The following is a 22,565-nucleotide window of genomic DNA, read 5'->3' as shown; positions in this document are numbered from 1 at the left end:
CTGTTGATGCGGTGACGTCGTCGAGCGGACGCTTCGACCGGCAGATCAGCCGAAATCGAGGTCAAGGGGTCCGCTCAGTGGGTGGGAGCGCCGGCCGGGGAGCTGACCGTGTTGTGGATTCAGCCCGGTTCACCAAAACGACACGACCGCTGTGAATTTCCGCCGCGACTGACCGGCTGAAAATCACTCCGGTCGGGCGGCTGGAGTCGGGGCAGGACCGCAACATCCTCAGTGATGGTTCCTAAGGGAGCCGGATTCTGCAAACACCCTCACCCCGCGACCGCTTCCCGTCGAGTTCCGCACGCTTCCGGCCGGCTCCCCCCGGGCTCGGGTTTTCGTTCCGGTCAGGTGGAACAGCTAGAATCGCCGCGGCCGTCCGCCTGCTTGTGGACGAGTCATCCACCCGATTGAACGGAAGTAGTCACGCATGCCCCTTCGCCAAGACCGGCGTAACGTCGCGATCGTCGCCCATGTCGATCACGGCAAGACCACGCTGGTGGACGCCATGCTGTGGCAGTCGGGTGCCTTCCGGGCCAACCAGGACGTCGCGACCCGGGTGATGGACTCGATGGCCCTGGAGCGGGAGAAGGGCATCACGATCCTGGCCAAGAACACGGCGGTCGAGCACCGGACGCCGGCCGGCGAGGACATCGTGATCAACATCATCGACACCCCCGGCCACGCCGACTTCGGCGGCGAGGTGGAACGCGGCCTGGAGATGGTCGACGGGGTGCTGCTGCTGGTCGACGCGTCCGAGGGACCGCTGCCACAGACCCGGTTCGTGCTGCGCAAGGCGCTGGCCAAGAAGCTGCCGATCATCCTCGTGATCAACAAGGTGGACCGGCCGGACGCGCGGATCGAGGAGGTGGTCGAGGAGACGTACGAACTCTTCCTCGATCTGCTCGACGACGCCGACACCGACGTGCTCGACTTCCCGGTGGTGTACGCCAGCGCCCGGGCCGGCCGGGCCTCGCTGTCCGCACCGGAGAACGGCGCCATGCCGGACAGTGACGATCTCGCCCCGCTGTTCGCCACGATCTGCGAGCGAATCCCCGCCCCGAGCTATGTCGAGGGCGCCCCGCTGCAGGCCCACGTGACCAACCTGGACGCTTCGCCGTATCTGGGCCGGCTGGCCCTCTGCCGGATCGTCGCCGGCGAACTGAAGCGCGGCCAGACCGTGGCCTGGTGCCGCGCCGACGGGACCATCCGCAACGTCCGGCTGTCCGAGATGTTGATCACCAAGGCGCTGGACCGGGTGCCCGCCGAGAGCGCCGGGCCGGGCGACATCGTCGCGATCGGCGGCATCGAGGAGATCACCATCGGCGAGACGCTGGCCGATCCGGAGGACCCGCGGCCGCTGCCGTTGATCACCGTGGACGAGCCGAGCATCTCGATGACGATCGGCATCAACACCTCGCCGCTGTCCGGCCGGTCCGGCAAGAACCTGACCGCCCGGCTGGTCAAGGCGCGTCTTGATCAAGAACTCGTCGGCAACGTGTCGATCCGGGTCTTCCCGACCGAGCGGCCGGACACCTGGGAGGTGCAGGGCCGCGGCGAGCTGCAGCTGGCGATCTTGGTCGAGATGATGCGCCGGGAAGGCTACGAGCTGACCGTCGGCAAGCCGCGGGTGGTCACCCGCGAGATCGGCGGCAAGCTGCACGAGCCGGTGGAGCGGCTCACCATCGACGCGCCGGAGGACTTCGTCGGCGTGGTCACCCAGCTGCTCGGCCTGCGCCGCGGCCGGCTGGAACAGATGATCAACCACGGCACCGGCTGGGTGCGGATGGAATATCTGGTGCCGGCCCGGGGCCTGATCGGCTTCCGTACCGAATTCCTCACCGAGACCCGCGGCACCGGCCTGATGCACCACGTGTTCGAGACGTACGAGCCGTGGGCGGGCGAGCTGCGCACCCGGCCGACCGGCTCGCTGGTCGCCGACCGCAGCGGCGCCGTGACCGCGTACGCCCTGTTCAACCTGCAGGAGCGCGGCACCATGTTCGTCGCCCCCGGCGTCGAGGTCTACGAGGGCATGATCGTCGGCGAGAACGCGCGCAGCGACGACATGGACGTCAACCCGACCCGGGAGAAGAAGCTGACCAACGTCCGCTCCTCCACCGGCGAGGAACTGGAGCGGCTGGTGCCGGCCAAGCCGATGGGGCTGGAGCAGGCACTGGAGTTCTGCCGCGAGGACGAGTGCATCGAGGTCACCCCCGACGCGGTCCGGATCCGCAAGGTCGCCCTGAACGCCGCCGAGCGGGCCCGCAGCCGGTCCCGGAGCCGCGCCGTTACGCAACCGTGACGCCCTGAGCGCGGGAACGGTTCGCCGAACCATCCCGGCATGGTTCAGGATTTATTCAGCAAGTTCGTGACTCGAAAGCATGCAACCTACGGTCCTTCCCCGCCGTATTCGAGGTACGAGCAGCAAGGCTCGCGGGACAGGGGGAAGGACCATGGTGAAGAAGTTCGCGCGCGTGATCGTGGGGGTCATCGCGGCGACAGCGTTGGCGGTCGGCATCACAGCCGCGCCGGCGTTGGTGGCACCGTCGCTGGTGGCTCCGGCCGCGGCGGCGTCGTACGTGTCCACGAAGTACGCCTCGCCGAAGTACGGCGAGCGTTCCAAGGACGTCACGGCGCTGCAGCAGCGACTGGTCAAGGCCAAGGTGCTGGCCAAGAAGTACGTCACGGGCTACTACGGACCGCTCACCAAGAAGGCCGTCAAGAAGTTCCAGAAGAAGGTCGGTCTCAAGGCCACCGGCAAGGTCTCCAAGGCCACCTGGTCGAAGCTGGTCAAGAAGACCGGCAAGATCAAGATCAGCAAGGCCAAGAAGTCGAGCAAGAAGATCGATCGCCGCTGCAAGAAGGGCGAGGTGCTCTGCATCGACAAGACCCGCGACAAGGTCTACTACATGAAGAGCGGCAAGATCATCAAGACGATGGACGCCCGGTTCGGCTGTGCGAACACGCGGACCCGGGAGGGCCGGTTCTCCGTGCTGCGCAAGAAGAAGCACGTGATCTCGAACCTCTACGGTTCGCCGATGCCGTACTCGATCTTCTTCAGCGGCGGCCAGGCCGTGCACTACTCGTCGGACTTCAAGAAGCGCGGTTACAACGGCTGCAGCCACGGCTGCGTCAACATCCGCGACAAGAAGACCCTGGCCTGGGTCTACAAGCGGATCGACGTCGGCGACCCGGTGATCGTCTACCGCAGCTGATCAGCCGCCCCGAACGCCAACTGAGCCTGCCGAAGGATCCCTTCGGCAGGCTCAGTTCTTGGTGTGGGGCTCAGGCCCCTTTCAGGTTCACTCGGCCAGGTTCACTCGGCGGGCGTCGACTTCTTCGCGGTACGGGGAGCGGCCGGCGCCTCGGCCTTGCCGGCGACGGTCTCGCGCAGCTTGGCGACGCCGTCCTGCAGCCGCTCCAGCACCGGGTCGAGCGAGCCGGCGGCCTCGCCGAGGACACCCTCGACGCCGAGCTTGCCGCGGCCGGCCAGGTTGGCATAGGTCTTGCCGGCCTTGGCCCGGCGGTCGTCGGCGTACTCGCCGATCCGGGCCAGCTGCTGCTTGGTGAACTCGGGCATCCCGCGGACCAGGTCGGGCAGCGAGCGGGCGTTCAGCTCGCCGGTGGCCTGGTTGAGCCGGTCGCCGGCCTCGGTGACCCGGTCGTTGACCCGCGCGACCCGCTCGTCGGAGTAGGCGCGCAGGGCGGCGAGCCGGTCGTTGACCAGCTGCCGGGACTCGGTGGCGGCGGCAATCAGGCGCTCGGCGACGACCTCGGTCAGGCCTGCGACCGCGTACAGCGGTGCCAGCTCGGAGGAGGTGGCGGCCTTGCGGACCTGCTCGTTGACGCGCTTGCGCTTCGTGGTGGTTGCCATGGTGATCATTTCTCCTTGGAATCGTTGGATGGCCGGTGGCCCGCAGCGTTCTCGTTGACGAACGAGGTGTAGACGTCGAGCAGCACGCGCTTCTGCCGCTCGTTGATCAAGGGGTCGGCCTGCACCGCCTCCTCGACCCCGGTCGGCGGCCGGTCTTCCTCATCGAGGATCCCGGCGCGCACGTACAGGGATTCGGCCGACACCCGCAGTGCCTTGGCGAGCTGTTGCAACACCTCGGCGGACGGCTTGCGGAGGCCGCGTTCGATCTGGCTCAGGTACGGGTTCGAGACACCCGCCTTGGCCGCCAGCTGCCGCAGGGACAACTCGGCCGACCGCCGCTGCTCGGCGATGAACCCACCGAGCGAGTCGAGCGGGGAACGTTTGCTGGTCACGCACCTATAGTGCTTGCAATTGCAAGCAGATGCAAACTCTGGTTAGCGTGACTGCGGTCACGCCGGCGTTGCGGGCCCGCCCGGGTCGCCGACCTGCCAGTCGTGCCGGTCCCGGCGCCGATAGTGGTGCCGGATCATCGCCGTGAAGGTCGTACCGTCGAAATGCCGGGTCTCCACGGTGAGGTCGTCGCCGATCACCTCGATCACGTTGTAGCTGTTCGGTTCGCCCTTCAGCCGGTCCGAGATCGCGGTGCCGGACTGGGCCACCACCATGCCGTCGACGACGTCGCTGTAGGCCAGGTGAATGTGCCCGCCGAGCAGCAGATCGGCCCGGCGGTGCAGCCGGCGTAGGGCCAGCGCGGAGCGGCCGACCAGGCCGCGGCGAAGGCCGGCCGGGGTGAGCAGGAACGGGTGGTGCGCGATGACGACCCGCAGATCCGCCGGCCCGGCCCGGTCGAACTCGGCCAGGATCCCGGCCAGCTGCCGGGCGTTGACCCGGCCCCGGGACCAGTCCGGATGCAGTCCCCACTTGCGGGCCGTGTTGATGCCGACCGCGAGGACGCCGTCGGCCGTGCAGGTGACCGCGGCGTGCGGGTCGGTGCCGATGTGCCTGCGCCAGCGCCGCCACGGCCGGGTGAACCGTGACCAGATCCGCCAGCCGGGAAGATCATGATTGCCGGGCACCACCAGGGCCGGTGACGGCAGCCCGTCCAGGAAGGCCCGGGCGGCCCGGAACTCGCCTTCCCGGGCCCGCTGGGTCAGGTCGCCGCAGACCGCGATCATGGTCGGCCCGAGCTCGCGCAGCGAGTCCAGCAGGGCGTCGGCCACCGACGGCAGGTGCCGGCCGAAGTGCAGGTCGGACAGCTGCGCGATCCGGATCGGCTGGCCGGCCATGATCGACTTCCCGGCATCAGGACGGTCAGGGCCGCCGGCCTGATCTCGTACCGCAGCGGCAATCGGAGCTGACTGATCTCGCCGTCGCTCATGACGCTCATGTACGACAGCGTCGGCGAGGAGACCTCGACCTCCCGCCCCTGCAGCGCGACCACCCGCCGGTCCTGCTGCCAGCTCCCGTCCAGCAGCCGGCCGGTGATCACCAGCCGGTCCCAGTTCGTCCGGTCCTCCGCGACATAGACGGCGAGCCGGCCGGTATCCAGCCGATCCCTGCTGTGGAACGGTTTTCCGGCCGCCAGCAGGTTGTTCGACACGACGATCAGCCGGGTCCGTACGGAGTGCGCGATGCCGTCGACGGTGACGGTCAGCGGCATCCGCGGATAGCGCCAGAGCAGCCGGGCGAACCGGCCGAGCAGCGGCACGGTCTGCCAGCCGGCGCCGCCGCGCAGCCGTTCCCGGAGCCGGCCGAGATGTGGAGTCATCGCCAGCGTCGAACTGCACAGGAACGGCAGCCCGTTCACCGAGGCGACATCGATCTTGCCGGCCGGCGCGGTCAGCAGCGCGGCGACCCCGTCCTCAAGATCAGCCGGCACGCCCAGGTCCTGAGCCAGGACGTTGAGGGTGCCGACGGGCAGCACGCCGAGCGGCACCGTACTCCCGTCCAACTGGGCCACGACCGCCCGCGCCGTCCCGTCGCCGCCGGCCGCGATGATCGCCTGCGGGTCGTCCACCAACAGTTCCCGCACGTCGGCAGCGACGGTCTGCGGGTTGAAGGCTCGCAACCGGGCTGTGACGCCGTGCCGGCCGAACAGCCCGGCGAGCCGCTCCGCCGGCGCCTCCCGGCCGGAGAGGAACCCGCCGGCCCGCGGGTTGTAGACGACCGCGACCCGATCCACCGTCGGCCTAGGTCGCGGCGCCACGGATCGCCGGCGCGGGCCGTGGGGCGTCTGGATGATCTTGGCTGCCGGACGGCACCGGATCGGCCGTGATCGTTTCGGCGCGGCGACCTCCGGGTACTGGGTGCGTCATGGATACCACCGTACGCACTCTCCTGATCGTCATCCTGGTCCTCGTGATCATCGGGCTGGCGGTCAGCATCTTCGGACTGTTCTGATCACGTCAGCGGCCGGTCGTCCGACATCGCCGACGATGCCCTGACCGCCGCTCCACCATCCGCAGAACACCCCTGTCCCGGAGCCTGGGAGGGTCCTTGGCGCCGGTCCGCTACGGCGCGGTCTCTTGTGCCCCAGGCGGCCGATCGGCCAGAGTTAGGGCACGTTCAGGGGCGAATTCTGTGGAGGAGCGAGCGAGATGGCCGAATCGACCGCGCAAACCGAGACCCCGGGGGGTCAACCCGAGCTGAAGCGTGTGCTCGGGCCGAAGCTCCTCCTGCTGTTCATCGTCGGCGACATCCTGGGCACCGGCATCTACGCGGTCACGGGCAACGTGGCCAAGGAGGTCGGCGGCCTGGTCTGGGCGCCGTTCCTGGTCGCGTTCATCGTCGCCACGATCACCGCGTTCTCGTACCTGGAATTGGTCACCAAGTACCCCCAGGCGGCCGGCGCGGCGCTCTATACGCACAAGGCGTTCGGGGTGCATTTCGTGACCTTCCTGGTCGCGTTCACCGTGATGTGCTCCGGCATCACCTCGGCCTCGACGGCCGCCCGCGCGTTCGCGGCGAACTTCGAGGCGACGATCAACGTCGTCCGCGGCACGATGAGTCTCGAGTCGATCGACGTCACCGACGGTCTGATCACCGTGCTCGCGATCTGCTTCATCGCGCTGGTCCTGTTGATCAACCTGCGCGGCGTCGCCGAAGGCGTCTGGACCAACGTCGTGCTGACCTGCGTCGAGCTGACCGGCCTGCTGATCGTGATCTTCGTCGGGATGTTCGCGCTGACCCAGGGCAAGGCGGACTTCTCCCAGGTGGTGTTGTTCGACGACCCGAAGGACAAGGGCGTCTTCCTGGCCGTCACCGCCGGCACCACGCTCGCCTTCTTCGCGATGGTCGGCTTCGAGGACTCGGTCAACATGGCCGAGGAGACCAAGGACCCGTCCCGGATCTTCCCGAAGATCCTGCTCACCGGCCTGACGATCACCGGCGTGATCTACCTGCTGGTGTCGATCTGCGCGGTGGCGATCGTGCCGGTCGGCGAGTTGGCCGCGTCGTCGACGCCGCTGCTGCTGGTGGTCGAGCAGGGCGGCGCCGGACCGTTCTTCAACTCGATCTTCCCGTTGATCAGCATGACGGCGGTCGCCAACTCGGCCTTGATCAACATGATGATGGCGAGCCGGCTGCTCTACGGCATGGCCAAGCAGCGCGTGCTGCCGCCGATCTTCGGCCGGGTGCTGCCCGGTCGCCGGACGCCCTGGGTGTCCATCCTGGTCACCACGGCGATCGCGATCGGCCTGATCACGTTCGTCGGCCAGATCAGTGATCTTGGCGGTACGACGGCGCTGCTGCTGCTCGCGGTCTTCACCATCGTCAACATCGCCTGCCTGGTGCTGCGCAAGGATCCCCAACCACACCAGCATTTCGTGGCCCCGACCGTGCTGCCGATCATCGGCGCCCTGTGCTGCGCCTTCCTGGTCGGCCCGTGGACCGGCCGAGCCTCCTTCCAGTACGTGATCGGCGGCATCCTGCTGGCGATCGGCGTCGTGCTCTGGGCGATCACCTGGTTCTTCAACCGGGCGATCTATGGCCGCAAGACGTACCTGAAGGATCCCGAGGCGCTGGACACCGACGGCCCGCAGAACTGACACCGGGTCAGCCGGACGGCGTCGCGTCGAGCGCTGTGTGCAGGACGGGACCCGTTCGTCCCAGAGGATTCCGTCGCGGAGTGTCCGGTACTGGTCCACGCCGCGCTGGTAGGCGTCGAGTTCCAGCTCGGCGTGGGAGCAGATCAGTGCAGACTGCGCCGGGACCGGCCCTGGGGAGATGTACTCGCCGAGCGCAGAAACCCGCCGGCCGGGGAGCCTCGCGGTCGAGCAGTGCGAGGTCCCGGAAGCGGTTGGGTTCGCGTGGCCAGAGATGGGTCTCGACCTAGGCGAAGCCGTCCGGCGCGCACACCCATGCCGCCGAGAGCCGCAGCGCCGACCGGCGGTGACCGGTCGGATAGGTGATCAGGACGGCCAGGGGATCTCCTGGCTCGGGCGGCCGCTCCTGCCACGGCGTGACCAGCGCGGCCGGGTCGCGGTCCCAGACCACCCCGTCCTTGATCCGGCCGCGCTCGCGCCGTGCGTCCGGCTCGCCCGTCCCGCGAAGCCCTCCGGATCTTGATCAACACGATCCCGAACGTGCCGAGCTCCGTGCTCCGGCAGGCGACGGCGAACCGGCTCAGGCTGATCACCCAGCCGCCGAGGACCCCGAGGTCTCCAGCCGGCGAGCGATCCCCAGGGTCCGGATGAACCGATCGAGGTTGTCGAGCGCCCAGAGTGTCGCGATTTCGCTTCGCATCGGAGGGTGCAACGTTGCACCGGGGCGGTTGCGGTCGATGCCAAGAGAAATCGCGACATCACCTGCGCGAGATCGACGGAGCGACCGGCGGTTGGCGACTCCGGGCTGGCCTTTCGAAGGGCGGGCCACTTCGGGCTCGCCCTTCGAAAGGCTCAGGGAGTGTTCGGGTGGTCAGGCGGTGGTGGCGGCCGGCACGGTGGCGGTGATCAAGGTGCCGTCCGGGCGCTTCTCGCCGGTCCGCAAGCGCGGCCCGTCGGTCAGCCGCGGGCCCTGGCCGTCCAGGGGTACGGTGACCGGGCCGGACTCGTCGACCAGCACGTCCTGACCCCGGACCACGACCGCCGCAGTGCCGCCGTCCTCGACCGTGAAGGTCATCCTGGTGTGCTCCAGGTCGACCCGGAGCCGGGTGCCGCGGATGGTCACCCGGAACGTCAACGACGGCCAGCCGTCCGGCAGTCGCGGGTCGAAGGTGATCATGCCGTTGTAGTCGCGCATGCCGCCGAAGCCGTACACCAGCGAGGCCCAGATGCCGCCCGTGGAGGCGACGTGCACGCCGTCGGTGGTGTTGCCGTGCAGGTTGGCGAGGTCGACGAACAGGGAGTTGAGGAAGTATTTCAACGCCAGTTCGTGATAGCCGACCTCGGCCGCGATGATCGACTGCACGACCCCGGACAAGGTCGAGTCGCCGGTGGTGATCGGGTCGTAGTAGTCGAAGTCGGCCCGTTTCTGATCAAGGGTGAAATGATCACCCTGCAGGAACAGGGCCAGCACGACGTCGGCCTGCTTCAGCACCTGGAAGCGGTAGATCACCAACGGGTGGTAGTGCAGCAGCAGTGGCCGCTTGTCCTGCGGCGTGTTCGCCAGGTCCCACACTTCGCGATCAAGGAAATGCGCGTCCTGCGGGTGGATCCCGATCACCGGATCGTACGGGATCGCCATCGCGGTCGCGGCTTCCTCCCACTCGTCCGGCTCGTCCGGTTTCACGCCGCAGCGCAACACCAACCGCTGGTACGCCAGCTCGTCGGTGGCGGCCAGCTGCCGTACCGCCTCGGCGGCCTTGCGCAGGTTGAACCGGGCCATCACGTTGGTGAACAGGTTGTCGTTGACCACTGTGGTGTACTCATCCGGCCCGGTCACGCCGTGGATGTGGAAGGTCCGGAAGCCGTCCTCCCGCCAGAAGCCGAGGTCGGCGAACATCCGGGCCGTCTCCACCAGGATGTCCACGCCCTCCCGGCGCAGGTAGTCCTCGTCGCCGGTGGCCGCCACGTACTTGCACAGGGCGTACGCGATGTCGGCATCGATGTGGTACTGCGCGGTGCCGGCCGCGTAGTAGGCCGACGCCTCCTCGCCGTTGATCGTCCGCCACGGATACAGGGCGCCGCGCTGGGCCAGCTCGGCCGACCGGCGCCGGGCCGCGTCCAGCATGTTGAACCGGAACCGGAGGTTGCTCCGGGCCGCCCACGGCGTGGTGTAGGTGAGGAACGGCATCACGTAGATCTCGGTGTCCCAGAAGTAGTGACCGCCGTAGCCGGAGCCGGTCACGCCCTTGGCCGGGATGCCGAACTGCTCCGACCGTGCGCTCGCCTGGGCGAGCTGGAAGATGTTCCACCGGATCGCCTGCTGTACGGACGTATTGCCGGGCACCTGGACGTCCGACCGCGCCCAGAAGGCGTCCAGCCAGGCCCGCTGGTCGCGCAGCTGCAGGTCGACGCCGTGCTCCTTGACCCGGTCCAGGGTGCGCCGGCAGCGGTCCACCAGTTCGCGGACCGGCACCCCGCGCGAGGTGTGGTACGCCACGACCTTGGTGATCTTGATCGGGACACCGGGCTCGGCGTCGATCCGGAACACCATCTTCCCGGTGTCCTCGTCGGCGTGGATCAACTCGGTGTGCTCGCAGGCCGTCTCGATCTCGTGATCGGTGCCGACCGCCAGCGTCATGCCCGAGTTCGCGCACCGGTAGCCGAGGGTGATCCGGCGGTCGCCGCACCAGTGCGCCTCCGGCAGCAGCACCCGAGACTCGAACTCGGAGGCCTTCCGCGGGTCGACGCCCTCGCCCATCGCGGCCGCCTTGACGTGATACTCGTCCTTGCCGTCCTGGCGGTTCAGGATCTGCGAGGAGACCACCACCGGCGCCGCGTCGTCCAGCATCGTGACCTCGATGGTCATGATCGCCAGGTGCCGCTGGGTGAACGACACCATCCGGGTCGACTCCACCCGGACCCGCTTGCCGGCCGGGGTCCGCCAGATCACGCTGCGCCGCAGCGTGCCGTCGCGGAAACTCAACGTCCGCTGGTAGTGCTCGAGATCGGCGACCGACAACAACAGCGGTTCGTCGTCGACGTACAGCTTCATCACCTTGTTGTCGGGCACGTTGACGATCGTCTGCCCGACCCGCGCGAAGCCGAACGCCTCCTCGGCGTGCCGGATCGGCCAGGTCTCGTGGAAGCCGTTGATGAACGTGCCGTGCGCGTGCGCGTCGCGGCCCTCCTCGACGTTGCCGCGCATGCCGAGATAGCCGTTGCCCACGGCGAACAAGGTCTCGGTCAGGCCGAGATCATGGGAACTGTAGGAGTTCTCGCTGAGCTCCCACTCGTCCAGGCCGAATCGAGTCCGGTCCATCGGATCGGACTCGGTGAATTGCTTGATCATTCCTTGATTAACTCCGCCAGGTCAGCGACCACGAGGTCTGCTCCGGCGGCGTGTAGGCGCTCCGGACCGACACCGCGGTCAACCCCGATTACGAGTCCGAATCCCCCAGCGCATCCGGCCTGGACGCCCGAGATGGCGTCTTCGATCACGATACTGCGATTGACCGGCGCACCGAGCCGACGCGCCGCGAATTCGAACGTGTCGGGGGCCGGCTTCCCGGCCAGTTCCTCGGCCGCGGCGACCGCGCCGTCGACGACCAGGCCGAACCGATCGGCGAGGCCTGCGGCGGCCAGCACGGCGGGCGCGTTCTTCGACGACGAGACCACCGCCAACTGCGGCCCGGCGTCGCGGAGCCGGTCCAGCAGGTCCACCGAGCCGGGGTACGGCTGCACGCCGTCGGACTCCAGCACGGCGGCGAACAGGTCGTTCTTCCGGTTGCCCAGCCCGCACACCGTCTCGGCGTCGGCGGGGTCGTCCGGGCTGCCTTCGGGCAGGTCGATGCCGCGCGACCGCAGGAACGACCGGACGCCCTCGTAGCGGGGCTTCCCGTCGACGTAGTCGAAGTAGTCGTTGTCCGTGTACGGCTCCGCGACGCCCCGGGCAGCCAGGAACTCGCTGAACATCCGCTGCCAGGCGCGCATGTGCACCTCGGCGGTCGGCGTCAGCACGCCGTCCAGGTCGAACAACACCGCGGCATAACCGGTGAAGTCGACCTGCGGATGGTGGCCGGCGTGGTCCGCCCGGGCTGGTTCGGAGTCAGTCACGGCGTAAAGCGTAACGAGTGGTTCACCGTGCGCCTCACCAGTCGGCCGGGAGCACCGCGCGCAGCTCGCCGACGGGCTCGCCGCGGCCGAGCACCGGAGGCCGGGCCTGCTGCCGTACGGTCTCGTGGTCGAAGCCGAGCCGGAGCAGCAGGGCGGCGAGCAGCACCGCCCGGGCCCGGGGCGACCCGTCGTCGATCTTCAGCGCGATCCCGCGGCCGTCCGGCAGCCCGGCCGCGTAGACCGCCTCGGCGCCGCTCTTGGCGACCAGGCCGGGCACCGCCCGGAGCAGCGCGCGTTCGTCGCGACGGGTGCCGGACACCCGTTCCGGATGGGTACGGATCGCGGCGGCGACCCTGGCCTCGGGTGTTGAACCGGTCGCGGCGGCGAGCCGGCCGAAGGCGCGGGCCAGGCCGGTCAGGGTGATCCCGGCCAGCGGAGCACCGCAGCCGTCCACGGCGAACGGTCCGGGCTGATCACCGGTCAGGTCCGCGATCGCGGCCAGGATCCCTTGCTGCACAGGGTGTTCCGGGTCCAGGTAGCTGTCGACCGGCCAGCCGTTGAGCGTGGCGGTCATGATCATTCCGGCGTGCTTGCCGGAACAGTTCATGGTGATCGACTGCGGCGTCCCGCCGGCCTGCTGCACGGCCAGCCGCGCGTCGTCGTCGAGCGGCCATTCCGGCGGTGTCTGCAGGTCCGCCTCGGTCCGGCCGGCCCTGGCCAGCAGCTCTCGTACCGCGGCGACGTGGAAGGGTTCGCCGGTGTGCGACGCGCAGACCAGCGCCAGCAGCTCGGGCGGCAGGTCGAGACCCAGCCGCAGCATGCCGACCGCCTGCAGCGGCTTGACCGAGCTGCGCGGGAAGAAGATGTCCTCGGCGGCCCCGAGGGAGGCGGTCAACGACCCGTCCGGGCCGGTGATCGCGACGCGCCCGTGGTGAACGCTCTCGGTGAACCCGCCGCGGACGACCTCGACCAGAACCGGATCTCTCACCAGGCGAGAGTAGCCAGGCAGGACCGGGGTCAGCGGAGTCGGGCACGGACGTGCAGGCCGACCTCCGGGTCGACCAGCACCTCCTGAGCGGCAGCGATCTCGACCTCGCCGCCGACGGTCAACTCGGCGTCGGTCGGCACGTTGCGCTTGACCAGGCCGAGCGCGATCGGGCCCAGCTCGTAGTGCCGGGCCGAACTGCCGGCGAACCCGACCACCCGGCCGCCCGCCTGCAGCGGCGCGCCGGGCTCGGGCAGCGCGTCGACGCTGCCGTCCAGGTGCAGCAGCACCAGCCGGCGCGGCGGCCGGCCCAGCGTGTGGATCCGGGCCACCGTCTCCTGGCCGCGGTAGCACCCCTTGTCCAGGTGGACCGCGACGCCGAGCAGGCCCAGCTCGTTGGGAATCGCCCGCTCGTCGGTGTCCGGGCCGAGCCGCGGCACCCCGGCGCCGATCCGGCGCGCCTCGTACGCCCAGGTCCCGGCCAGCTCACGCCCTTCCAGCAGCCCGGCCACCGCGTCCCTCGGCAGGAACAGCTCGCGGCCGCCGAGCGAGTCCGCGCCCGTCCGTTTGGCGATGACGCCGGACTCGGGCAAGGCGAGAGCCTCGGGTGCCCAGACCAGGCCGAACTCCGCCGAACGGTCGGCGACCTCGACCTGCATCATGAACCGCATCCGGTCCAGCCAGGCGGCCGCTGCCGCGCCCGCTCCGGGCTCCGTGTGTGCCCAGAACGTCGTCCCGTCGTCGACCCCGTACAGGGCGTGCTCGAGGTGTCCCTGCGGGTCCAGCACCAAGGTCGTGGTGCCGACCCAGGGCCACAGCGATTCCAGGTGCTGGGTGGTCAGCGAGTGCAGCCAGGCCAGCCGGTCCGGCCCGGTGACCGTGATCACGTCGCGATGCGACAGATCGACCAGCGCGGTCCCCTCCTCCAGCCGCCGCTGCTCCCGCATCGGGTCGCCGTAATGCCACACGGCGCCCGCGTCGATTCCGTCCGTCACCAGCACGCTCACGCCGTCAGCCTATGCCTGCTCGGAAATTCCGGCCCCGCGATCTTGATCACCGGATAGCCTGACCCGATGCCCCTGCATCCCCTCGACCCGGTCCGGCGTGCCCGCGTGCTGGACCGGTTGTCCCGGCTGGCCGGCGAGACCGTACGGGCGCAGGGCGAGGAGTACGTCGGCCACGTAGCTGCCCCGGTCACCCGGCTGATCCTGGACCGGGAGCTGCCCGGGATCGGCCGGTCGGTGATGATCAAGACCCGCCGGGTCGACGGCGCCGGTCACGGCGGGCCGGCGTTCCTGCGGCGGGAGGCGGCCGGGCTCCGTACGGCGGCGACGAGTGGGGTCGCAGCCGAGTTGATCGACTTCGACGACGACGCCGGGGTGGCGATCCAGTCCGACCTGGGAGCGTGGCCGACGCTGCATCAGTTGCTGATCGGTGATCTTGCCGAGGCTGCGGCACGCGGCATGATCGACTTGGCTACGGCCACGGCCCGGCTGCACGCGACAACCCTGGACCGGCGCGATGATCATCAACGGGTTCTGGACGGCTTCGCCGCCGATGTCAGCACCGGCGCGGTCTACGCGTTCGGCCTCGAGGCCTGGGACGAGATCGAGCGCGCCTGCAACGAACTGGCCCTGCCGCCGGCGGCCGCCGCCCGGGACGACGTCGCCGCGCTACTGCGGCGCACGACTGAACCGGGGGATTTCGGAGCGCTGATCCACCTGGATCTCAATCCGAGCAACGTGCTGATCACGGACGCCGGCGCGCGGTTGATCGACTTCGAGGGCTGCCGGTACGGGCACCTGGGGATCGACGCCTCGTTCCTGCGTTACCCGTTCCCGCACCACAGCCATCCCTGGGGCGTACTGCCGGGATCGGTGATCGAGGAGGCCGACGCCGCCTATCGGGCCGCGTTGGGCGCGAACGGCGCGGCGGCGGTGCTGGACGGCTACGACCGGATGATCGCCGACGGGGCCGCGATTCCGCTGATCGGGCGGATCCGCCGACTGCGTCTGGTCGCCGACGCGGACCAGTCGGCGCAGGACGGCCGGCGGCGGCGCGGCCAGATCGTGCACCAGATCGGCGTGTTCGGCGAGCTCGCCGACCGGGCCGGCGGAATGGGTCGGCTGGCTGCCTGGCTGCGCGCCCTCGCGGCCGCGATCATCGACCGCTGGCCCGATGCCGTCGATCCGCCTCCCCCGCTGTATCCGGCGTTCGGGCAGCTGAGCGAGCGTCCGGCCTGACGTCGCGAAGCTGATCACTTCCACGCTGCGAGCAGATCGGCCGCCGAGTAGGCGACGGCGGCGCCTTTCGGGGGTCGGCCGCCCGGGCTGACCACACCCAGCAGGGCATTCTCGCTCCGTGGCACCCGTTCGCGGTGCTGCCTGAGCTGATCGAGTTCAGCGGCCGTCACCCCGCCTCGGGCACGCCACTTGATCGTCGCGACGAGAGCCGTCCGCTTCGTCGTCGTCGCGACCACGTCCACCTCCACGCTGTTGTCCCGCACCCACCACGGCAGCACCGACTCGACGCCGTCGAGGTCGCCGCCTTCGCGGGCCAGTCGCAGCAGCGCGTCCCGTACCACCGGCTCGATGCTCTGCCCGCGCCACGCTTCCCAGTCCCGGTCGAACGCGCTGACAGCAAGATCGGCGCGGCCTCGGGAGATGCGGTCGACGTTGCGCTCGACGTAGCGGAACCAGAACCGCAGATAGGGGTCGGTGACGCGGTACCGCCGCAGTTTCGACGTGGCGGGCGCCCAGGCAGGAAGCTCGCGCTCGATGAGGCCCTTGATGTCGGTCAGGGTCCGTAGTGCACGGGTGGTCGCGGTCTCGGCTCGCTTACGCTCGTCGGCGTCGGTGATCGCCCCGAGAACATCCTTGAAACCGGGGTGCGAACTGTCGCTGGCGCCGATCGCTGACAGGACCTGATAGGCGTACTGCGGCTCGGGAAACTCCGATTCCAGATTCAGCCGTGCCGTGGCGACCAGGGCACTGTAGGCATCGGTGAGCGAGTTCCGGACGAAGTCGACGGTACTTCCGGAGCGCCGGGTCAGTTCGGTCACGAGCCGCGGATAGCCGCCGGTCACCAGATAGGCATCGAACACCTCCGCCGCAGAACGTCCTGGGGCCGCCTCAGCAATCTCGGCCGGGTTGAGGGCGGGGACGACCAGTGGCGTCAGGCGCCCGAACAGCGGACGGCCATGTCCGGCCAACCGGTCCATCATCGCCACGTCGGACCCGATGATGATCAACAGCACCGGCAGCTTGGCCAACGTCCTGTCCCACTGCGCTTGCAGCTCGCCCTCCAGAGCAGGATCGGCGTCGGCCAGCCACGGGAACTCGTCGAGGACGGCGATGACCGGCCCTTCTCGCGCTGCCAGGGCGAGCCGGCCGAACCATTCGCGCCATGATCCCGCGGCAGATTGGGTCAGCAGTTCTGCGTCCGGAAGCCGTCGGGTCGACTCGTTGATCGCGATCGTCGCATCGTTCAACTGTTTGATCATGGAAGCCTGGAAGACCCCGGTGACGAAGACGTACGGCACCTTCGCGGACTGGACGAACCGTTCGACCACCGTCGACTTTCCCACCTGACGGCGCCCGCGCAAGGCGATGAGCTGACCTGCCTTGGTCTGCGTGACGGTCTCCAGGTGGCGGCGCAGCACGCTCAGAACCTCGCGCCGCCCGAAGAACCGAGACCCACCCGCACTACTAACAGTCATGGACTGAATCATACATTCGATGTACGTTTACCTGTCGATCGGTCAGACCTCGAGCCGCATCAGGACGAAGTGCCAGGGATAGCGCGGGTCGTCCGAGCCCCGGTACGGGTCGCGGGCGACGGCCTGGAAGCCGACCTTCTCGTACATCGACATCCGGCCGGCGTGATCGAGGGTTCGGCTGGAGGCGCCGCAGGCGTTCAGCCGGCCGATGCCGGGGATCTCCCGGCTCGGCCAGTTCTCCCGGATGTGGTCGGCCACTTCGGGCGAGGCCCAGCCGAACGTCTTGCGGAGCTTCGGCAGCAGCGGGTCGTGGTGCGGGAAGGCCATCGTGGTGACCTCGACCCAGCCGCCGCCGCGTTTCCTGATCGCCGCGATCGTGGCCTTCAGGGCCCGGGTCGCGACGCCCTGCCGGCGATGGTCGATCCGGGTGACGTAGCAGTTGATCCGCCACCGTGTGGTCGGGTCGCGGGCGAACATCCGCGGCGGTACGGATTCGTCGCGGTGCACCGGGATCTCGTCGGTCCGGCCGTAGTGGCACCAGCCGACCGGCTCGCCGTCGGCGTACACCAGGATGCCGGTGGCCGTTCCCTGCTCGATCAGTTCGCGGACCACCTCCAGCTCCCGGGCTCGCATCAGGTCACGATGCGGGAAGTGCTTCTGGGAGCGGTCCGGAGCGCCGAGCAGCCGGGCCCGCTCCTTCGCCGAGCCCGGCAGCGGCGTCAGGTGCCGGCCGAGCAGGTAGAGGGTGCAGTGACAACCGTGTACCTGGGTGAAGAAGTGCGCGAAGTCGTCGAACGTGCGCTTGGACAACTCCCGCGTGGTGAACCTCGCCATCGCCCCTCCAGCCTCAGAACAGGCAGAACGGGTGGCCCTGCGGGTCCAGCAGCACCCGGACGTGCGGCTGCGGCTGGTCGTCGGCCAGGGTGGCACCGGCCTCCAGCGCCCAGGCGACCGCGGCGTCGAGGTCGTCGACCCCGATGTCGAGATGGATCGTGGCGGTCTGCTCGCCGGCGCGGCTGGGCCAGACCGGCCGCCGGTACTCCCGGTCGCCCTCGAAGTTGAGCGTCGGCCCGGTCTCGCCCTCGGGCGGACGGAGTTGCGCCCACCAGCCGTCTTGTCCCTCGTTGGAGATCGGCCAGCCGAGCAGCCGGTGATAGAACTCGGCCAATCGTCGCGCTCCCGCCGGCTCGGTCCCGATCGTCAACGCATCGGCGTACATCCTCGGTCGCTCCATGCGCTCATCAACTCCCTCTTCGTCGGGTGCCCCCTGACACCAACCCTGCCGGTCCGAAGGGGACACCCTGTGTCCGCTACCGCGAAGGGAATCAGGCGCCGAGACCGGGTCGGCCTTCGCCATGTCGAGGTTCTTCGGCCGCTGGACCGCCGGAGGCTCGGCCGCGGTGGCCGGCACCGAACCACCGGGCGGCGGCTGCTGGCCGGCCGAGGTGCAGCCGACGAGACCGGCGACGAGGGCCAGGGCCAGCAGGGCGGCTCCCCGTCGGGTTCCCATCGTCGAGCGGCGATCTAGGCGCGGCGGAGCCGGGCCCAGAGGTGGTTCTGCAGGTCGTGCCCGCCGGCGGCCTTGTCGAAGGTCCAGAGCAGGTCCCCCTCGACGTTGCCGTACAGGCGCTGGCCCGCCGTGTACTCGTCGGCGGTCGCGGTCCGGACCACGGCGTCGGTGGCGAGTTCGATCTTGGCCCCGGTGATCTTGCCGTACCAGACCTCGGCATAGCCTTCCGGCTGGCAGAGGACGACCTCGAGCGCGCCGTCCGGCTTCGGCCGCCAGAAGCCGGTCTCCATCCCGAGCGGCCGGACGGCGCGGCCGTCCTCGCCGACCTCGAAGGTCTGGGACAGATAGTGCAGGTAGTTCCCGCCGTTGTGCGCGAAGTCGATCTGCTGTCCGAAGTCGAAGTCCTCGGTGCCGGGATAGCTGCCCTTGCCGCGGCCCTCCCAGCGTCCGATCATCCAGGCGAGCCCGTACAGGTCGGTGTGCAAGCCGTCCGGAATCTCAAAGGCCATTGATCATTTCCCGTCGTCGGTCCGTTGTCGTCTGACGATCCTCACCGTCGGTGACTCGACCGTCTGTTGTCGTCTGACGATCTTCACCGTCGGGGATTCGATGAACTCGGTGTCCATCACATCCTGGTCCGGCACGGTCTGCGGCGGTCGCGCACTGTTGATCAAGATCAACGTCAAGTACGCCAGCGCGGCAAGGCCGATGGCAGCGAATCCCCCGATCAACAACGTCACGAAGACGGCGGTGATCGTCATGGCGGCAGTCTAGTGGCGGCACCGCCGAACACCGGTGAACCGCCCTCCGGCCTGGTGAAATAGAATTCCAGCCGTGCGTCGCTACATCATCATCGGGGCCGGGGCGATCGGCGGTGCGATCGGCGGACGGCTGACCCAGGCCGGGCTGCCGACCGTGCTGGTGGCCCGCGGTGATCATCTCGCCGCCTTGCGTCGATCCGGACTGCGGCTGCGTGATCCGGACGCCGATGTCACGGTGCCGGTGACCGCCGTCGGCGCGCCGGCCGAACTGGAGCTGACGCCGGACGACGTGTTGGTGCTGTCCACCAAGACCCACCAGGCGCAGGCCGCGCTGACCGAGTGGGTCGACCAGCCGGTGCACGCCGACGGCCGGGTGCTCGGCACCGCCGGCGAGCTGCTGCCGCTGCTGACCGCGCTCAACGGGGTGGCCAGCGAGCGGATCGCGCTGCGCTACTTCCGCCGGGTCTACGGAGTCTGCGTCTGGCTGCCCGCCGTGCACCTGGTGCCGGGCGAGGTGATCGTACGCGCGGCTCCGTCCACGGGGACGCTGCATGTGGGCCGGGTGCCGGCCGGGACCGCCGGACCGGATGATCATGAACTGCTGGCCGAACTGAAGCATGATTGGGAACGCGCGCCGCTGGTGGTGCCGCTGCCGGCCGACGTGATGCCGTGGAAGTACCGGAAGTTGATCAGCAATCTCGGCAACATCTTCCAGGCCCTGGACGGCGGCAGCGGTGATCACCGGGCGCTCGTCGCAGCGGCCGTGGCGGAGGCCCGGAACGTACTCGCCGGCGCCGGGATCCCCGTCACCTCCGACGAGGAGGAGGCCGCGACCCGGGCCAACAGCTTCACCGTGCGCCCGGTGCCCGGGCAGCCGGCGCAACTGGGCGGGTCCACCTGGCAGTCACTGGCCCGCGGTTCCGGGTCGGTCGAGACCGACTACCTGAACGGCGAGATCGTCCGGATCGCCAACGAGTACGGGCTTCCGGCGCCGGTCAACACGAGAGTCGCCGCGCTGGCCCGGGCCGCCGCCCGGTCCGGCCAGCGACCCGGCGACGTGACCGCCGAGCAGCTCGGCCGGGATCTCGGCCTCGCCGAAGCCCCGTAACGGAGCGCCTCAGTAGACCAGGGCCTGGACGCCGTCGGCGAGCACCGACTCGACGAAGACGGCCGCGCCGGCGATCCGTACCCCGGGCAGAAGTTGATCTTCGGTCAGCTCCCGGCGGGCCGCGCACTGGCTGCAGACGATCACCGAGCCGCCGGACCGTACCGTCTCGACCAGGTCCGAGACCTCGGCCGCTTGCGGCAGCGCGAGATCGGGCTGCCGGTCCGGCACCGCGAACCAGGTCGCCTCGCCGGTCAGCCAGACCGTCACCTCGGCGCCGGCGGCCAGGCCCATCGCCGCGACGGTCCAGCCCTGATTGGCCCGCTCCGCCGCCTCGGCGCCGCAGGTGATCTTGACGACCAGTGACCGTGACATGGTCCGACTCCCTTCGCTCCGCTGCCCAGCACAGTACCGGTCGGGCATCATGGGGCGATGACCGATCAGCTGGTGGCCGTCACGACGACGGACAGCGAGGAGGAGGCCGGCCGGATCGCCGAGGGCCTGGTCGCCGCAAGGCTGGCCGCCTGCGTCCAGGTCGCCGGCCCGGTGCGCAGCGTCTATCGCTGGCAGGGCGAGTTGCACTCCGAGCGCGAGTGGCAGCTGTGGATCAAGACCGCCGCGGACCGGCAGGACGCGGTGATCGACTGGATCGACCGGCATCACTCCTATGACGTGCCGGAGCTGGTGTTCCTGCCGATCTCGGCCGGCCTGCCGGCCTACCTGGACTGGATCGTCGAAGAGACCCGGCACTGATGCGGGCGGTGGCGCAGCGGGTGACCTCGGCTGCGGTCGAGGTGGCCGGCGAGGTGGTCGGCGCGATCGACCGGCCCGGCTTGTTGATCTTGGTCGGGGCGACCCACGACGACACCGCCGCGACGGCGGCCGGGCTCGCCGACAAGCTCTGGAACCTGCGGATCCTGCACGACGAGCGGTCCGCCGCCCAGGAGGGGGCGCCGATCCTGGTGGTCAGCCAGTTCACCCTCTACGCCGACGTACGGAAGGGACGGCGGCCGTCCTGGAGCGCCGCCGCGCCGCGGGAGATCAGCGAGCCGCTGGTCGAGGCGTTCGTGGCCGCCCTGCGCGGACTCGGTGCCGAGGTCGCGACCGGCCGGTTCGGTGCCGCGATGGCCGTCTCGTCGGTGAACGACGGGCCGGTCACGATCATCGTGGACACCGACCGGTAGTCGCGCCCGCCGACGGCAGGAAGCCGGCGTTCCGCGTAACCGTCGGACGACGGACACCGGCCGTTGGCGTCCGGTTCGCCTGATCCGCTTAGAACGTGACCATGCGCCGCTCACTTCGGATCGCCCTCGCCTTCCTCGCCGCCCTCTTCCTGATCCCCGCCACGGCCTCCGCCGACGACGGACGGGATCACGACATCGACGTGATCAGCTACAACATCCACCACGGCCGGGGCGTGGACGGCGTGCTCGACCTGGAGCGGATCGCGCGGCTGATCGAGGACAGTGGCGCCGACGTGGTGGCGCTGCAGGAGGTCGACCGGCATTTCGGCGACCGCAGTGACTGGGTCGATCAACCGGCCTGGTTCGCCGACCGGCTGCGGATGCACGTCAGCTACGGCGCGAACCTGGACCTGGAACCGTTGACACCCGGCGCGCCGCGGCGGCAGTACGGCACCGCACTGCTGTCCCGCTTCCCGATCGTCGAGTCCAGCAATACGTACCTGCCGAAGTACCCGGGTCAGGAGCAGCGCGGGCTGCTGCAGGCGACGCTCGCGGTGCACGGGCAGTCGGTCCGGGTGGCCAACACCCACCTGACGCACAACAACAACGCCGAGCGGCAGGAGCAGGCCGACGCGGTCCGGCAGTTGCTGTCCGGCTCGCGCCGCCCGACCGTGCTGGCCGGCGACCTGAACGCCCGTCCGGACGTGCCGGAGATCAAGACCCTCACCGCTGTGCTGCGGGACGGCTGGGTCGGTGCCGGAGCTGGTCCCGGCTACACCTACCCGGTCGCCGCCCCTGCCAGCCGGATCGACTACCTGCTGCACTCCGGCAACGTGATCACCCGGTCGATCGAGGTGCCGCACAGCCCTGCCTCCGATCACCTGCCGGTGGTGGCCCGCATGCGGGTCCCGGCGGGCGCCTGACGCACTCACCCACCCGGTGGCCCGGCCTGTTCACTGCGTCACATCCGGGCGCTCACGAGCCGGACGCCGTACGGATTCGGGCAGAACCGTGTCAGACTTGGCGCACAAGCAAGGCACGACGTGCTCCGGGGTCGGTGTAATTCCGAGCCGGCGGTGACAGTCCGCGACCCGCTCCAGTTCGCTGGAACGGTTGATCTGGTGAAACTCCAGAACCGACGGTGAAAGTCCGGATGGGAGGCAGCACGCGGGCCGCGGCATACCCGCCGGCATGAGTTGATCATGCTCGGGGTGCGGCGGTCCTGTCCTGCGTCGGCGTGATCATGGACGCCGGCGTTTCGACCATTCCCCGGAT

The 22,565-nt window shown here is 69.5% G+C and carries 24 protein-coding genes and 1 riboswitch; of the genes, 8 read left to right on the top strand and 16 right to left on the bottom strand.

The annotated features are described in order from the left end of the window. The first annotated feature begins 427 nt into the window (after window positions 1-427). Window positions 428-2,299: a translational GTPase TypA gene (typA, locus tag BKA15_RS22755; RefSeq protein WP_179754640.1), complete on the top strand. Its 1,872-nt coding sequence runs from the start codon at window positions 428-430 to the stop codon at window positions 2,297-2,299. A 151-nt stretch (window positions 2,300-2,450) separates the two neighbouring features. After that, window positions 2,451-3,212 (top strand): L,D-transpeptidase family protein, encoded by a 762-nt coding sequence (locus BKA15_RS22750; RefSeq protein WP_179754638.1) that lies wholly within the window; start codon window positions 2,451-2,453, stop codon window positions 3,210-3,212. Window positions 3,213-3,313: 101 nt separating this feature from the next. Here the strand turns inward: BKA15_RS22750 and BKA15_RS22745 are convergent, their stop codons facing one another. The 5 genes from BKA15_RS22745 to BKA15_RS36535 are packed head-to-tail and all read right to left on the bottom strand — an operon-like array spanning window position 3,314 to window position 6,186. Further along, a complete protein-coding gene (locus BKA15_RS22745; RefSeq protein WP_179754636.1) occupies window positions 3,314-3,871 on the bottom strand; it encodes a hypothetical protein in 558 nt (185 codons plus the stop codon). 5 nt (window positions 3,872-3,876) lie between these two features. Next, window positions 3,877-4,263, bottom strand: a complete 387-nt coding sequence (locus tag BKA15_RS22740) for a helix-turn-helix domain-containing protein (RefSeq protein WP_179754634.1) — start codon at window positions 4,261-4,263, stop codon at window positions 3,877-3,879. Between the two features lie 57 nt (window positions 4,264-4,320). Next, entirely contained in the window at window positions 4,321-5,157 is an 837-nt protein-coding gene (locus BKA15_RS22735; protein ID WP_179754632.1) for a metallophosphoesterase family protein, read from the bottom strand. Continuing rightward, complete coding sequence (locus BKA15_RS36990) at window positions 5,043-6,053, bottom strand: diacylglycerol/lipid kinase family protein (protein WP_179754630.1); 1,011 nt, start codon at window positions 6,051-6,053, stop codon at window positions 5,043-5,045. The genes BKA15_RS22735 and BKA15_RS36990 overlap by 115 nt, the downstream gene beginning before the upstream one ends. A 7-nt stretch (window positions 6,054-6,060) precedes the next feature. Further along, on the bottom strand, window positions 6,061-6,186 hold the full coding sequence (locus BKA15_RS36535) for a hypothetical protein (RefSeq protein ID WP_281385303.1): 126 nt from the start codon (window positions 6,184-6,186) through the stop codon (window positions 6,061-6,063). A gap of 282 nt (window positions 6,187-6,468) precedes the next feature. On the opposite strand from BKA15_RS36535, the gene BKA15_RS22725 reads away from it, so the two are divergent. Then, a complete protein-coding gene (locus tag BKA15_RS22725; RefSeq protein ID WP_179754628.1) occupies window positions 6,469-7,917 on the top strand; it encodes an APC family permease in 1,449 nt (482 codons plus the stop codon). A gap of 283 nt (window positions 7,918-8,200) precedes the next feature. Here BKA15_RS22725 and BKA15_RS22720 read toward each other — a convergent pair whose 3' ends face one another. The 5 genes from BKA15_RS22720 to ygfZ all read right to left on the bottom strand — a co-directional run bounded on the left by BKA15_RS22720 (window position 8,201) and on the right by ygfZ (window position 13,959). Continuing rightward, a complete protein-coding gene (locus BKA15_RS22720) occupies window positions 8,201-8,365 on the bottom strand; it encodes a hypothetical protein (RefSeq protein WP_179754626.1) in 165 nt (54 codons plus the stop codon). A 420-nt stretch (window positions 8,366-8,785) separates the two neighbouring features. After that, window positions 8,786-11,263 carry a glycoside hydrolase family 65 protein gene (locus BKA15_RS22715; RefSeq protein WP_179754624.1) on the bottom strand — a complete coding sequence of 826 codons (2,478 nt, stop codon included), beginning with the start codon at window positions 11,261-11,263 and terminating at the stop codon, window positions 8,786-8,788. Then, window positions 11,260-11,952, bottom strand: a complete 693-nt coding sequence (locus BKA15_RS22710; protein WP_312879704.1) for an HAD family hydrolase — start codon at window positions 11,950-11,952, stop codon at window positions 11,260-11,262. Before BKA15_RS22710 ends, BKA15_RS22715 begins: the two co-directional genes overlap by 4 nt. 109 nt (window positions 11,953-12,061) lie before the next feature. Then, window positions 12,062-13,015, bottom strand: a complete 954-nt coding sequence (locus BKA15_RS22705) for an asparaginase (protein ID WP_179754620.1) — start codon at window positions 13,013-13,015, stop codon at window positions 12,062-12,064. 29 nt (window positions 13,016-13,044) lie between these two features. Further along, the gene (gene ygfZ / locus BKA15_RS22700; RefSeq protein WP_179758639.1) at window positions 13,045-13,959 is read right to left on the bottom strand and encodes a CAF17-like 4Fe-4S cluster assembly/insertion protein YgfZ; all 915 of its coding nucleotides are present in this window, start codon (window positions 13,957-13,959) and stop codon (window positions 13,045-13,047) included. Window positions 13,960-14,085: 126 nt separating this feature from the next. Here ygfZ and BKA15_RS22695 point away from each other — a divergent pair, with 126 nt between their 5' ends. After that, on the top strand, window positions 14,086-15,255 hold the full coding sequence (locus BKA15_RS22695; RefSeq protein ID WP_179754618.1) for a phosphotransferase: 1,170 nt from the start codon (window positions 14,086-14,088) through the stop codon (window positions 15,253-15,255). 14 nt (window positions 15,256-15,269) lie between these two features. Here BKA15_RS22695 and BKA15_RS22690 read toward each other — a convergent pair whose 3' ends face one another. From BKA15_RS22690 to BKA15_RS22670, 5 genes are read right to left on the bottom strand one after another with little or no spacing between them, the layout of a single operon-like run. Then, a complete protein-coding gene (locus BKA15_RS22690; protein ID WP_179754616.1) occupies window positions 15,270-16,742 on the bottom strand; it encodes an ATP-binding protein in 1,473 nt (490 codons plus the stop codon). A gap of 30 nt (window positions 16,743-16,772) precedes the next feature. Next, window positions 16,773-17,564, bottom strand: a complete 792-nt coding sequence (locus BKA15_RS22685) for a GNAT family N-acetyltransferase (protein ID WP_179754614.1) — start codon at window positions 17,562-17,564, stop codon at window positions 16,773-16,775. Between the two features lie 13 nt (window positions 17,565-17,577). Continuing rightward, window positions 17,578-18,240 carry a VOC family protein gene (locus BKA15_RS36985; RefSeq protein WP_312879209.1) on the bottom strand — a complete coding sequence of 221 codons (663 nt, stop codon included), beginning with the start codon at window positions 18,238-18,240 and terminating at the stop codon, window positions 17,578-17,580. 14 nt (window positions 18,241-18,254) lie between these two features. Next, a complete protein-coding gene (locus BKA15_RS22675; RefSeq protein ID WP_179754612.1) occupies window positions 18,255-18,749 on the bottom strand; it encodes a heme-binding beta-barrel domain-containing protein in 495 nt (164 codons plus the stop codon). Window positions 18,750-18,752: 3 nt separating this feature from the next. After that, the gene (locus tag BKA15_RS22670) at window positions 18,753-19,001 is read right to left on the bottom strand and encodes a hypothetical protein (protein WP_179754610.1); all 249 of its coding nucleotides are present in this window, start codon (window positions 18,999-19,001) and stop codon (window positions 18,753-18,755) included. Window positions 19,002-19,074: 73 nt separating this feature from the next. Between BKA15_RS22670 and BKA15_RS36980 the strand changes: the two genes are divergently transcribed. Then, window positions 19,075-20,109 carry a ketopantoate reductase family protein gene (locus BKA15_RS36980; protein WP_179754608.1) on the top strand — a complete coding sequence of 345 codons (1,035 nt, stop codon included), beginning with the start codon at window positions 19,075-19,077 and terminating at the stop codon, window positions 20,107-20,109. A gap of 9 nt (window positions 20,110-20,118) precedes the next feature. Here BKA15_RS36980 and BKA15_RS22660 read toward each other — a convergent pair whose 3' ends face one another. Beyond that, window positions 20,119-20,481 carry a DsrE family protein gene (locus tag BKA15_RS22660; RefSeq protein WP_179754606.1) on the bottom strand — a complete coding sequence of 121 codons (363 nt, stop codon included), beginning with the start codon at window positions 20,479-20,481 and terminating at the stop codon, window positions 20,119-20,121. A 57-nt stretch (window positions 20,482-20,538) separates the two neighbouring features. On the opposite strand from BKA15_RS22660, the gene cutA reads away from it, so the two are divergent. From cutA to BKA15_RS22645, 3 genes are all read left to right on the top strand, one after another. Continuing rightward, window positions 20,539-20,859 (top strand): divalent-cation tolerance protein CutA, encoded by a 321-nt coding sequence (cutA, locus tag BKA15_RS22655; RefSeq protein WP_179754604.1) that lies wholly within the window; start codon window positions 20,539-20,541, stop codon window positions 20,857-20,859. Further along, window positions 20,859-21,290 carry a D-aminoacyl-tRNA deacylase gene (dtd, locus tag BKA15_RS22650; RefSeq protein WP_179754602.1) on the top strand — a complete coding sequence of 144 codons (432 nt, stop codon included), beginning with the start codon at window positions 20,859-20,861 and terminating at the stop codon, window positions 21,288-21,290. The genes cutA and dtd overlap by 1 nt, the downstream gene beginning before the upstream one ends. Window positions 21,291-21,391: 101 nt before the next feature. Next, window positions 21,392-22,213 carry an endonuclease/exonuclease/phosphatase family protein gene (locus BKA15_RS22645; protein WP_179754600.1) on the top strand — a complete coding sequence of 274 codons (822 nt, stop codon included), beginning with the start codon at window positions 21,392-21,394 and terminating at the stop codon, window positions 22,211-22,213. Between the two features lie 117 nt (window positions 22,214-22,330). After that, window positions 22,331-22,460: riboswitch (FMN riboswitch) on the top strand. Window positions 22,461-22,565: the final 105 nt, after the last annotated feature.

It is taken from the genome of Microlunatus parietis (assembly GCF_013407955.1).
Classification (GTDB): domain Bacteria; phylum Actinomycetota; class Actinomycetes; order Propionibacteriales; family Propionibacteriaceae; genus Microlunatus; species Microlunatus parietis.
Note: the sequence above shows the minus strand (reverse complement) of the source record. Positions and strands in the feature narration are given on the sequence as shown.

Coding starts and splice junctions, on each gene's coding strand:
- ygfZ (WP_179758639.1), bottom strand. CDS start 13,959: ATGCGGGAGCAGCGGCGGCTGGAGGAGGGGACCGCGCTGGTCGATCTG.
- BKA15_RS22695 (WP_179754618.1), top strand. CDS start 14,086: ATGCCCCTGCATCCCCTCGACCCGGTCCGGCGTGCCCGCGTGCTGGAC.
- BKA15_RS22675 (WP_179754612.1), bottom strand. CDS start 18,749: ATGGCCTTTGAGATTCCGGACGGCTTGCACACCGACCTGTACGGGCTC.
- BKA15_RS22725 (WP_179754628.1), top strand. CDS start 6,469: ATGGCCGAATCGACCGCGCAAACCGAGACCCCGGGGGGTCAACCCGAG.
- cutA (WP_179754604.1), top strand. CDS start 20,539: ATGACCGATCAGCTGGTGGCCGTCACGACGACGGACAGCGAGGAGGAG.
- BKA15_RS22750 (WP_179754638.1), top strand. CDS start 2,451: ATGGTGAAGAAGTTCGCGCGCGTGATCGTGGGGGTCATCGCGGCGACA.
- BKA15_RS22715 (WP_179754624.1), bottom strand. CDS start 11,263: ATGATCAAGCAATTCACCGAGTCCGATCCGATGGACCGGACTCGATTC.
- BKA15_RS36535 (WP_281385303.1), bottom strand. CDS start 6,186: ATGACGCACCCAGTACCCGGAGGTCGCCGCGCCGAAACGATCACGGCC.
- BKA15_RS22745 (WP_179754636.1), bottom strand. CDS start 3,871: ATGGCAACCACCACGAAGCGCAAGCGCGTCAACGAGCAGGTCCGCAAG.
- BKA15_RS22690 (WP_179754616.1), bottom strand. CDS start 16,742: ATGATTCAGTCCATGACTGTTAGTAGTGCGGGTGGGTCTCGGTTCTTC.
- BKA15_RS22645 (WP_179754600.1), top strand. CDS start 21,392: ATGCGCCGCTCACTTCGGATCGCCCTCGCCTTCCTCGCCGCCCTCTTC.
- BKA15_RS22735 (WP_179754632.1), bottom strand. CDS start 5,157: ATGGCCGGCCAGCCGATCCGGATCGCGCAGCTGTCCGACCTGCACTTC.
- BKA15_RS36985 (WP_312879209.1), bottom strand. CDS start 18,240: ATGGGAACCCGACGGGGAGCCGCCCTGCTGGCCCTGGCCCTCGTCGCC.
- BKA15_RS22660 (WP_179754606.1), bottom strand. CDS start 20,481: ATGTCACGGTCACTGGTCGTCAAGATCACCTGCGGCGCCGAGGCGGCG.
- typA (WP_179754640.1), top strand. CDS start 428: ATGCCCCTTCGCCAAGACCGGCGTAACGTCGCGATCGTCGCCCATGTC.
- BKA15_RS22685 (WP_179754614.1), bottom strand. CDS start 17,564: ATGGCGAGGTTCACCACGCGGGAGTTGTCCAAGCGCACGTTCGACGAC.
- dtd (WP_179754602.1), top strand. CDS start 20,859: ATGCGGGCGGTGGCGCAGCGGGTGACCTCGGCTGCGGTCGAGGTGGCC.
- BKA15_RS22670 (WP_179754610.1), bottom strand. CDS start 19,001: ATGACGATCACCGCCGTCTTCGTGACGTTGTTGATCGGGGGATTCGCT.